The sequence below is a fragment of the Binatus sp. (SeqCode) genome, from assembly GCF_036522015.1.
In the GTDB taxonomy this organism is placed as follows: domain Bacteria; phylum Desulfobacterota; class Binatia; order Binatales; family Binataceae; genus Binatus.
In genome coordinates, this window is record NZ_DATDGQ010000265.1 from 1 (window position 1) to 8,174 (window position 8,174).

Here is an 8,174-nt window from a genome sequence, read left to right on the forward strand (position 1 = left end):
GCGAGACGGCCGCGCAGCTCGCATCCGAGATCGCGCAAGTCGCGCTCGAGGCCGCGGGCATCGGTATTCTCGCCGCGCAGCACGCCGCGCCGATTGACAACGCAGTTCACCGCGCCGAGCATCCGCGCCTCCCCGCTCAGATCCTTGATCAGCCGCGCCGCCGCTTGCTTGTGCGGAACCGTCAAATTTACACCGACGATTCCGAGCGAAGGAATCGCGCGAAGCGCCGGCGCGAGATTCGCCGCGGTGACGCGAAACGCCGCGTACGTTCGACTCATGCCAAGCGCCGCGTAGGCAGCGTTGTGCATCGCAGGCGACCTGGAATGTTCTATCGGATCGCCGAAAATCGCCGCGACCGCGGTGTCGCTGGTGTTTGGCAAATTGAATCAGCCGGCGACGGGATGCGCGGCGCGCTCGGCGCGCACCTCTTCTGCGGTGAATACCCAGCTATATTTGAGCCCTGCGCGCGCGAACGCCTCGACTGCACCCTCGCCTCGCTCGACCAGCGCGATTGCCGCGATCACGTTGCCGCCCGCCTCGCGCATCGCAGTCACCGCTTGCAGACTCGAGCCGCCGGTTGTGATCGTATCGTCGATCACGGCAGTCTTGAGGCCTGATTTGAATGCCCCCTCGACCATCTGTTGCAGACCATGCTGCTTGGTTTCCTTGCGCACAAAAAAGCCGCGAATATTGACGCCGTTGCGATGCGCCGCGGCCATTACCGCGTCCGTCACCGGCAACGCGCCCGCAGCCATTCCGCCGATTTGCTCGACGCCAGCAGCCTTTACGAGTTCAAGCACCGATTCTCCGGCGAGATACGCACCACGTGGCAGATATAGCGTGCGCTTACAATCGACGTAGTAGCTGGAGGCGCGTCCCGACGAGAGCGTGAGTTGACGCTCGAAATACGATTCCCGGGCGAGCATCGCCAGCAATTCGCTGCGTTCTTCGGATTTCATAATTGAAGGGATCTTAACGGATGCAGCGCGGGGCACAAGAGCGATATAATATTGGTCGCGCTGGTGATAGCGTCAAACATGCCCCAAGAGAACAATGGACCGCGCGTTGCGGTCTGCCGGGCACGAAAAGGAGAGATAGCGATTCGCCACGAGTCCCGCGACTCGGGCGCCACGCGAAATAAGTGATTAGCAACGATTCACCCCGTGTGATCGGAACCGGCACCGCTTTACCCGCCAACTACGTCGATCAAGAACAACTGACCTCGCGTCTCCGGGAGCTATGGGAGAAGCGCTGGTCGGATTTGCGCCGCTTCGACAAAATCCAGGGCGCGCTCGGAATCACCGGCCGTCATCTCGCGCTGCCGATCGAGGAATATATACCGCTCGACACCTTCGCCAAGACCAACGACGCGTGGCTGCGGGTTGCGCCCGAAGTCGGAACCGCGGCCGCCGAAATCGCACTCGAGCGGGCCGGCCTGAAGCCGCGCGAGGTCGACCATCTGTTCTTCGTCACCGTCACCGGCATCGCCGTGCCGAGCATCGACACTCGCGTGATCAGCGCGCTCGGGATGCGCAAGGAAATCAAGCGCACGCCAATCTTCGGGCTGGGATGCGTCGCGGGAGCAGCGGGGACGGCGCGCGCCGCCGACTACATCCGCGCGTTTCCGTCGGAAGTCGCGATGCTGCTGTCAGTCGAGTTGTGCTCGCTCACGTTGCAGCGCGAGGATCTGTCGATCGCGAACATCATCGCGTCGGGCCTCTTCGGTGATGGCGCCGCCGCAATGCTCATAGGCGGCAATGCACAACCAAAGTCGACGGGTCCGCAGGTAATCGCGACGCGCTCGCTGGTTTTTCCGAACACCGAAGAAATTCTCGGCTGGGAAATCGTCGATAGCGGATTCAAAATCGTGCTGTCCTCGAAACTCACCGACCTCGTCCGCGCCAACATCCTGGACGAAGTTGATTCATTCCTGGCGAAGCAAAACATCGACCGCTCGCACATCAAGCACTGGATCGCGCACGCCGGCGGCCCCAAAGTGCTCGAGACCCTCGAAGGTGCGCTCGCTCTCCCAGAGGGCGCGCTGGCGCGTTCGTGGAGCTCGCTGCAATCGGTCGGAAACCTCTCTTCGGCATCTGTGATGTTTATCCTCGACGAACTGCTCGAGGATCACGTGGCGGCGCCTGGAGAGTACGGCATGATTATCGGGATGGGTCCCGGGTTCTCGGTCGAGCTCGTACTGCTGAAGTGGTGACATCCCCGACGTGGTGATCTCGCTCCGCACTTATCTGATCATCCTGGCGATCCTGGTCGTCGAGCGAATCTTTGAATTGGATCGCGCGCGTCGTAATGCGCGTCGCGCCTTCGAGCATGGCGCGGTCGAAGTCGGGCAGGCGCATTACCGCGTGATGGTCGCGTTTCACGTGTTGTTCATCGTGTCTTGCGCCGTCGAAGCCACATTTTTCCCGCGCGCATTTCCGCCCATCGTCGCATGGCTCGCGCTATGCGCTGAAATCTTCGCGCAGGCGCTTCGCTACTGGGCAGTGACGACGCTCGGCGATCGATGGAATACGCGAATAATCGTAAGTCCCGACCGTGCGCCGGCAACCGACGGCCCGTATCGCTTCATGCGCCATCCGAACTACCTGGCGGTCGTGATCGAGATTGCCGCCGTGCCGATGATCGGCGGCGCGCTCTTCACCGCGATCGCATTCTCGATTGGCAACGCACTGATTCTTGCCGTGCGAATCCCGGCCGAAGAGCGCGCGATAGGCGGGCAGTACGCCGACGCGCTCGGCTCGCGCCGCCGTTTTTTCCCTGGCTTGCGACACGGCTAAGGTAGTTCGGTGTTCTTCGCACCGTTCCTCGCCTTCTACGCGATCGTCTTCTTCTTCGTCCTCGCGTTCTTTTTCATCCTGCTCGAAATTCACGTCATCAACTACGCATTCGTGTCGCTCGGTCTGCCGCCCGAGTTCGCTTTCACAGCTCTACTGGTAAGCCTGATCGGCAGCTACATCAACATTCCCATCACGCGCGTTGCCGGCGGTCAGCCGCACCCCGCCGAGGTGGTCCGCAGTTTCGGTATTCGCTACCGGGTACCGACTCGCTACGTCACCGATTCGACGATCATCGCGGTGAATGTCGGCGGCGCAATCGTTCCGGTACTTATCTCGATTTATTTGCTGATGCAGATGCCCGCGATAGTCGTGCCCGCTTTGATCGGCGTCGCCATCGTAACCGCAATCGTCCATCGATTCGCGATGCCGATTCCGGGGATGGGAATTGCGACGCCGATGCTGATTCCGCCAATCGTCGCAGCGCTGTGCGGCTACTTCCTCGGCTCCTCGCAGCACCATCGCGACGCCGTCGCATTCATCAGCGGGGTGATCGGTACGCTGATCGGCGCCGACCTGCTCAACCTGGGCAAGCTGCGCGACCTGGGCGCGCCGGTCGCTTCGATCGGCGGCGCGGGCACCTTCGACGGAATCTTCCTGACCGGAATCGTCGCCGTCCTGCTGGCGTAAAAATGGTATTTTGGTTTATGAGTGTAACTCTTTCGATCAAGAATGTTCCGGTTGAGTTGGTAAAACGACTCAAGCGCAAGGCCGCGATGCACAAGCGCTCGCTCCACGGTGAATTGATAGCCATTCTGGAAGAGGCTACGTCGCCAGGCCGTTTGACCGTTGAAGAACTTTGGCAGGAAGCCCGGCGACTCGGGCCTCCAACTCCCGGGGACAGCACGAAAATGATTCGCGAAGATCGAGATTCCCGATAAGGTAGTTGATGCCTCGGTGATAGCAGCGCTGGCGTTCCTGGAATCGCGGGCGGAGGAAGCCCGCGATTTGCTTGGTGACGCGATTCTTTTCGCGCCGGAAATACTCCCATACGAATTGGCGAGCGTGGCTTTGAAGAAAACCAAAATAGAGCCATCACGGCATTTCAAAATCGCAATGCGTCTGCGTCGAGCGCTTTCAACCCAGGTCAAATTGGTTCCAACGGCACCGCTTGATTTGCTCGAGTTGGCGCGCGAGACCAATCTCACGATTTATGATGCTGCCTACCTACAGGCCGCGCGTCGTCTTGGATACCCGTTCGTTACGTTCGACGCGAAACTCGCACGCCACGCGCGACGCATCACGCGGGCTTGAATTTCACCAGCGTGTGATCCGGAGTTACGTCGTCGAAGAAGACTTGCACCGGCATCTCGACGCGCACACTCTCCGGCGGCGCGACGATGTTGGTTGTCATGCGCGGTCCCTCGGCCAGCTCTACAATCGCGAGCACGTACGGCGCGTCGGCAAACGCGCGGCTCGACGCTCGCCGCACGACTGTGTAGCTGTACACCTTGCCGCGTCCGCTCACGCGCTCCCACGTCAGCTTGTCCGCGAAACATTTCGGGCATCGATCGCGCGGATAGTAGATGTACTCGCGGCACGCGCCGCATCGCTGGATCGTTAGCTCGTGGCGTCGCGCGGCCTCCCAGAATGGGCGGCTGGTTGGCGATGGCTTTGGAAGCGGTTTGTAGTATTCGCTCATGATCTGCGCTCCAGCACGAGACTTGCCTGCTCGCTCATGATTCCGCCGTTGCCGTTGACGTAGCCGAGCGCGGCATTTTTAACCTGCCGCTCGCCGCCGCGCCCCATCAACTGTCTTATCGCTTCGGTCACGTGACTCATCCCGCCCGCCAGCCCCGGCTGGCCGAACGACAGTTGCCCGCCGTGCGTGTTGCACGGAAAGTCGCCTGCGTAAGTCAGGTCATGCTCCGCGACGAACGGCCCGCCCTGCCCCTTCGCGCAGAAGCCCGCGTCTTCGAGCGTGACGATCACGGTGATGGTGTAGCAGTCGTACGGACACACGAGGTCCATATCCTTCGGTTGCAGTCCCGCCATCTTGAACGCGTTCTCGGCGGCCGGCTTGATCGGCGATGTAGTGATCGACGGCGCATAAGTGATCGTCGAATGATTTGCAGCCTCGCCCGCGCCGAGCAGCCATATCGGCGGATGCTTGGCGCGCTTCGCCACTTCCGGCGACGCGACAATTATCGCTGCGCCGCCGCTCACCGGGCTCACGATTTCATATAGATGTAGCGGATCGACAATCATGCGCGAGTTGAGCACGTCGTCGACGGTGAGCGGCTTGTCGTTGAAAGTCGCCAGCGGATTCTTGAGCGCATTGGTCCGCTGATCGACCGCGACCTTTGCCATCTGGCGCGCCGTGGTGCCGTACTCATGCATATGGCGATGGGCGATCATCGCGTAGCCGCAGTTCGCGCCGATATTTCCGTAGGGCGCTTCGAACTCGCGCTGTACCGATACGACCGGCGGGCGCTGGTCGCCGGTCTTGTTCAAATCGGCGACGATGCACAGCACGGCGCTGCACATCCCCGCGTCGATCGCTGCCGCCGCGCGCCAGATCATCCCGGCCGGACTCGCGCCACCGATATCGACCTGGTTCAGCATCCGCACGTTGAGTCCCAGCACTTCGGCCGCGCTCGCCGGATAAATCATCCCCGGATCGGAGAACGGCACGCCGACCAGGAAGCCGTCGATATCTTTTTTCTCGAGCGCGGCGTCCGCGATCGCCTCGGCCGCGACGCGCGCCATCAGGCCGAGCGCGATCAGGTCGCCGGGTTCCTTGACCGGTTTGAGTTCTCCAATTCCAATCGCCGCGGCTTTTCCTTTCAGACTCATTGCATCGACTCCCGCGTTCAAGTTGCTCGATTACGATTACCACAAATCGCATCCGGCGCGACTCCGCCGCGAAGCGGTTCAATTCAACGAAAAAATCTTATAGCTTGATCCGTTCGAGGTGCTTTTAACGAAATGGCATTTATCATCTGTGACGACCACAACCTTGATGTCGAAGCCGACGGGATCGAGAATCCCGTCGCGAAGCAACTGATGCTCACCGACGCAAAGCCGGACGCAAGCCCGCTCGAAAAAGAGATCATCGAATTCGGCCGAGTTCATCGCCACTGCAACATCCGGATTCTCGCCGGCTAGTTTTTCAGTTCCGCAACGCGATCACGAATTCGCTCGAGATCGTCGCTCTCACACGCCCGCGCGCATTTTACGCCTTCGATGTTGACCGGCTGACCAACCGGCAGATACACTGCCGAAGCGGGGTGGAGCAGTCTGGTAGCTCGCCGGGCTCATAACCCGGAGGTCGAAGGTTCAAATCCTTCCCCCGCAACCATTAAGCTCAATTTCCCTCGATCAAATCTGCTTGCCCCACGTGTCCAGGTACGCGAGCTGCTCGACGGTTCGCCTTATCAGCGGGCCGTGTCCGCGGCCGACGGGATAACCGATCGGAATTGCTGCGGCGGTGTACCATGGATCTGGTATCGCCAGCAGCTTGCGCACTTCCGGCTCGCATTCGCATAGCAGCGTCGTCAGCACACAGCCGAGTCCTTCGGCGCGGCACGCGAGCAACAGGTTCTCGACCGCCGTGTAGACCGATCCACCGCCAACCACTGAGACGCGGGACTGCTTTGCGTCCGTGATAGCCATGTTTTTCGGATTGAAGCAGAACACGGCGACGACCGGCGTCTCACCGAAATGCGCACCCAGGTAGTCGCCCGCCGCCAGCGTGCGTTCGGCCCGTGCACGAACTTCCGCGGGAGCGCTCGCGGGAATTGCGCCGCGGTATTGCTTCGAATACGCGACCCATCGCTCATTGTAGAGCTTGCCGAGCGGCTCCTTCTGCGCGCGATCTTTCACGACTACGATCCGCCACGGCTGCACGTTGCCGCCGGTCGGCGCCCAGGTCGCCGCTTCGAGCACGCGATGCAGTACGTCGTCCGGTATCGCGCCTGGCCGTAATCGCCTGACGGCGCGCAGCGTGCGCATCGTTTCGTAAATTCCCATTTCCGCCATGCTGATTTCTCCTTCCTTGCGTGCGCGTTCATCGCACCAGGTGCAACACTCCGATTGCTGCCATCACGAACAGCGCGACGTCCATCGATGCATGCGCGATAATTGACGCCTCCAGCCCTCGCCGCAAATACAGGCGCCCAAACACGACGCCTTCCCACGTCTGCGGCATCACCAATCCTCCGAGCAGGAGTCGCCACGAGCTATGGAACAGCGTCCCTGCCAGCGGCGCCAGGTGAATCAATCCGAACAGGTAGCCCTGCGCCAGCGTTACCATCCACAGCGCGCGGCGTCCCGGATGGCCCCGCGAGTCGCGCGACATCAGCCTTGCGATCCGTCCGAAGATCGCGAACAGCACAAGTCGAAACTGGATTTCTTCGCTGACCGCGGCAGCGATCGCGACCGAAGCTCCGACGAATGCTATCCGGCCCGGCGCCAAAGTGAGCATCGGCGTGTTCGGAAGCGTGAGACCCGGGCCGCCGTGCTGAATGAGCATCAGCGGCACGATCACCATCGCCAGCACGCTCCCGCCGGCGATCGCCGCAAGAAACGCGTAGCCAATCGAGACGCGCAGCAGGCTGCGAATCGAGAAGTATAGTTTCTCGCCGGCGAGCTTGGCGGCGACCAATGGCGCACCGGGCAATCCGAGCTCGCCGCTGAGTCGAAGCGACAACGGTATCAGTGCCGCAAGCACGATCGTGACGCCGAGGAACGGCAGTGCGCGGACCAGTTCCGATCGGTCGAGCGACTTCAGCGCGAACGCTAGCGGATACTCGACTATCGCGCCGGTTATCGCCAGCGCCGCCAGCAGCGCGGACTCGCGCCGCCGCACCGCGCGCTCCGCCGCTATGCGAACCGCCGGCGCGTCGCCAAAGCCGTCTGCGACCGGCGCGCTCACTTTATCGTCGGGATAAATTCGGGCACATCCTTCGACGGCTTCATCTTCCACTTCGGCTTGCGCTTCTCGACGAACGCGCTCACGCCCTCGTACGCGTCCGGCTGCTTGCCCGCCCACACGAACGCGCGAGTATCTTCTTTCTGCGCCTTCTCCGCCTCGGGCTCGGCGAGCAGGCTGTAGATCAGCCGCTTGGTAATCGCGACCGACACCGGCGCGGTGTTCTGCGCAATGTCGAGCGCCATCTCGCGCACCTTCGTCATGAACTCCGCGTCGGGCCAGACGTGACTTACGATTCCAAATTCGAGCGCCTCGCGCGCGCTGATAATCCGCCCGGTCATCAGCAGTTCGTTGGCTTTCGCCACTCCGATCATGCGCGGGACCGTCCACAGGCTGAGCGCCTCCGGCACGACTCCGCGCCGCACAAACACGAATCCGATTCGCGCGCT

13 protein-coding genes and 1 tRNA gene are annotated in these 8,174 nt (G+C 61.6%); 7 read left to right on the forward strand and 7 right to left on the reverse strand.

Annotated elements, in window-relative coordinates; translation table 11 throughout:
- The coding region (locus VIW95_RS11430) for a shikimate dehydrogenase family protein (protein ID WP_331586535.1) at positions 1–380 on the reverse strand (380 nt) is incomplete at its 3' end.
- A 6-nt stretch (positions 381–386) separates the two neighbouring features.
- Positions 387–959 carry an orotate phosphoribosyltransferase gene (gene pyrE, locus VIW95_RS11435; protein ID WP_331586537.1) on the reverse strand — a complete coding sequence of 191 codons (573 nt, stop codon included), beginning with the start codon at positions 957–959 and terminating at the stop codon, positions 387–389.
- 182 nt (positions 960–1,141) lie between these two features.
- On the opposite strand from pyrE, the gene VIW95_RS11440 reads away from it, so the two are divergent.
- The 5 genes from VIW95_RS11440 to VIW95_RS11455 are packed head-to-tail and all read left to right on the forward strand — an operon-like array spanning position 1,142 to position 4,106.
- Positions 1,142–2,212: a type III polyketide synthase gene (locus VIW95_RS11440; protein ID WP_331586539.1), complete on the forward strand. Its 1,071-nt coding sequence runs from the start codon at positions 1,142–1,144 to the stop codon at positions 2,210–2,212.
- A 10-nt stretch (positions 2,213–2,222) separates the two neighbouring features.
- The gene (locus VIW95_RS11445) at positions 2,223–2,795 is read left to right on the forward strand and encodes an isoprenylcysteine carboxyl methyltransferase family protein (RefSeq protein WP_331586541.1); all 573 of its coding nucleotides are present in this window, start codon (positions 2,223–2,225) and stop codon (positions 2,793–2,795) included.
- A gap of 9 nt (positions 2,796–2,804) precedes the next feature.
- Positions 2,805–3,482 carry a DUF1614 domain-containing protein gene (locus tag VIW95_RS11450; RefSeq protein WP_331586543.1) on the forward strand — a complete coding sequence of 226 codons (678 nt, stop codon included), beginning with the start codon at positions 2,805–2,807 and terminating at the stop codon, positions 3,480–3,482.
- Between the two features lie 17 nt (positions 3,483–3,499).
- Positions 3,500–3,733 (forward strand): FitA-like ribbon-helix-helix domain-containing protein, encoded by a 234-nt coding sequence (locus tag VIW95_RS17630; protein ID WP_414645288.1) that lies wholly within the window; start codon positions 3,500–3,502, stop codon positions 3,731–3,733.
- Positions 3,723–4,106 (forward strand): type II toxin-antitoxin system VapC family toxin, encoded by a 384-nt coding sequence (locus tag VIW95_RS11455; RefSeq protein ID WP_331586557.1) that lies wholly within the window; start codon positions 3,723–3,725, stop codon positions 4,104–4,106. Before VIW95_RS17630 ends, VIW95_RS11455 begins: the two co-directional genes overlap by 11 nt.
- Here the strand turns inward: VIW95_RS11455 and VIW95_RS11460 are convergent.
- Both VIW95_RS11460 and VIW95_RS11465 read right to left on the reverse strand, forming a co-directional pair.
- Positions 4,093–4,494 carry a Zn-ribbon domain-containing OB-fold protein gene (locus VIW95_RS11460; RefSeq protein ID WP_331586545.1) on the reverse strand — a complete coding sequence of 134 codons (402 nt, stop codon included), beginning with the start codon at positions 4,492–4,494 and terminating at the stop codon, positions 4,093–4,095. The genes VIW95_RS11455 and VIW95_RS11460 overlap by 14 nt on opposite strands.
- Complete coding sequence (locus tag VIW95_RS11465) at positions 4,491–5,648, reverse strand: thiolase family protein (protein ID WP_331586547.1); 1,158 nt, start codon at positions 5,646–5,648, stop codon at positions 4,491–4,493. The genes VIW95_RS11460 and VIW95_RS11465 overlap by 4 nt, the downstream gene beginning before the upstream one ends.
- Positions 5,649–5,780: 132 nt before the next feature.
- On the opposite strand from VIW95_RS11465, the gene VIW95_RS11470 reads away from it, so the two are divergent.
- Positions 5,781–5,960: a hypothetical protein gene (locus tag VIW95_RS11470; protein WP_331586549.1), complete on the forward strand. Its 180-nt coding sequence runs from the start codon at positions 5,781–5,783 to the stop codon at positions 5,958–5,960.
- Positions 5,961–6,076: 116 nt separating this feature from the next.
- A tRNA-Met gene (locus tag VIW95_RS11475) sits at positions 6,077–6,153 on the forward strand.
- A 20-nt stretch (positions 6,154–6,173) separates the two neighbouring features.
- On the opposite strand, the gene VIW95_RS11480 is transcribed toward VIW95_RS11475, so the two are convergent.
- The 3 genes from VIW95_RS11480 to VIW95_RS11490 form a co-directional block, all read right to left on the reverse strand.
- Complete coding sequence (locus VIW95_RS11480) at positions 6,174–6,833, reverse strand: nitroreductase family protein (protein ID WP_331586551.1); 660 nt, start codon at positions 6,831–6,833, stop codon at positions 6,174–6,176.
- Between the two features lie 28 nt (positions 6,834–6,861).
- Positions 6,862–7,779, reverse strand: a complete 918-nt coding sequence (locus VIW95_RS11485) for a type II CAAX prenyl endopeptidase Rce1 family protein (protein ID WP_331586553.1) — start codon at positions 7,777–7,779, stop codon at positions 6,862–6,864.
- Positions 7,725–8,174 (reverse strand): enoyl-CoA hydratase-related protein (locus VIW95_RS11490; RefSeq protein ID WP_331586555.1); only part of this gene is annotated, 450 nt, incomplete at its 5' end. The genes VIW95_RS11485 and VIW95_RS11490, both read right to left, overlap by 55 nt.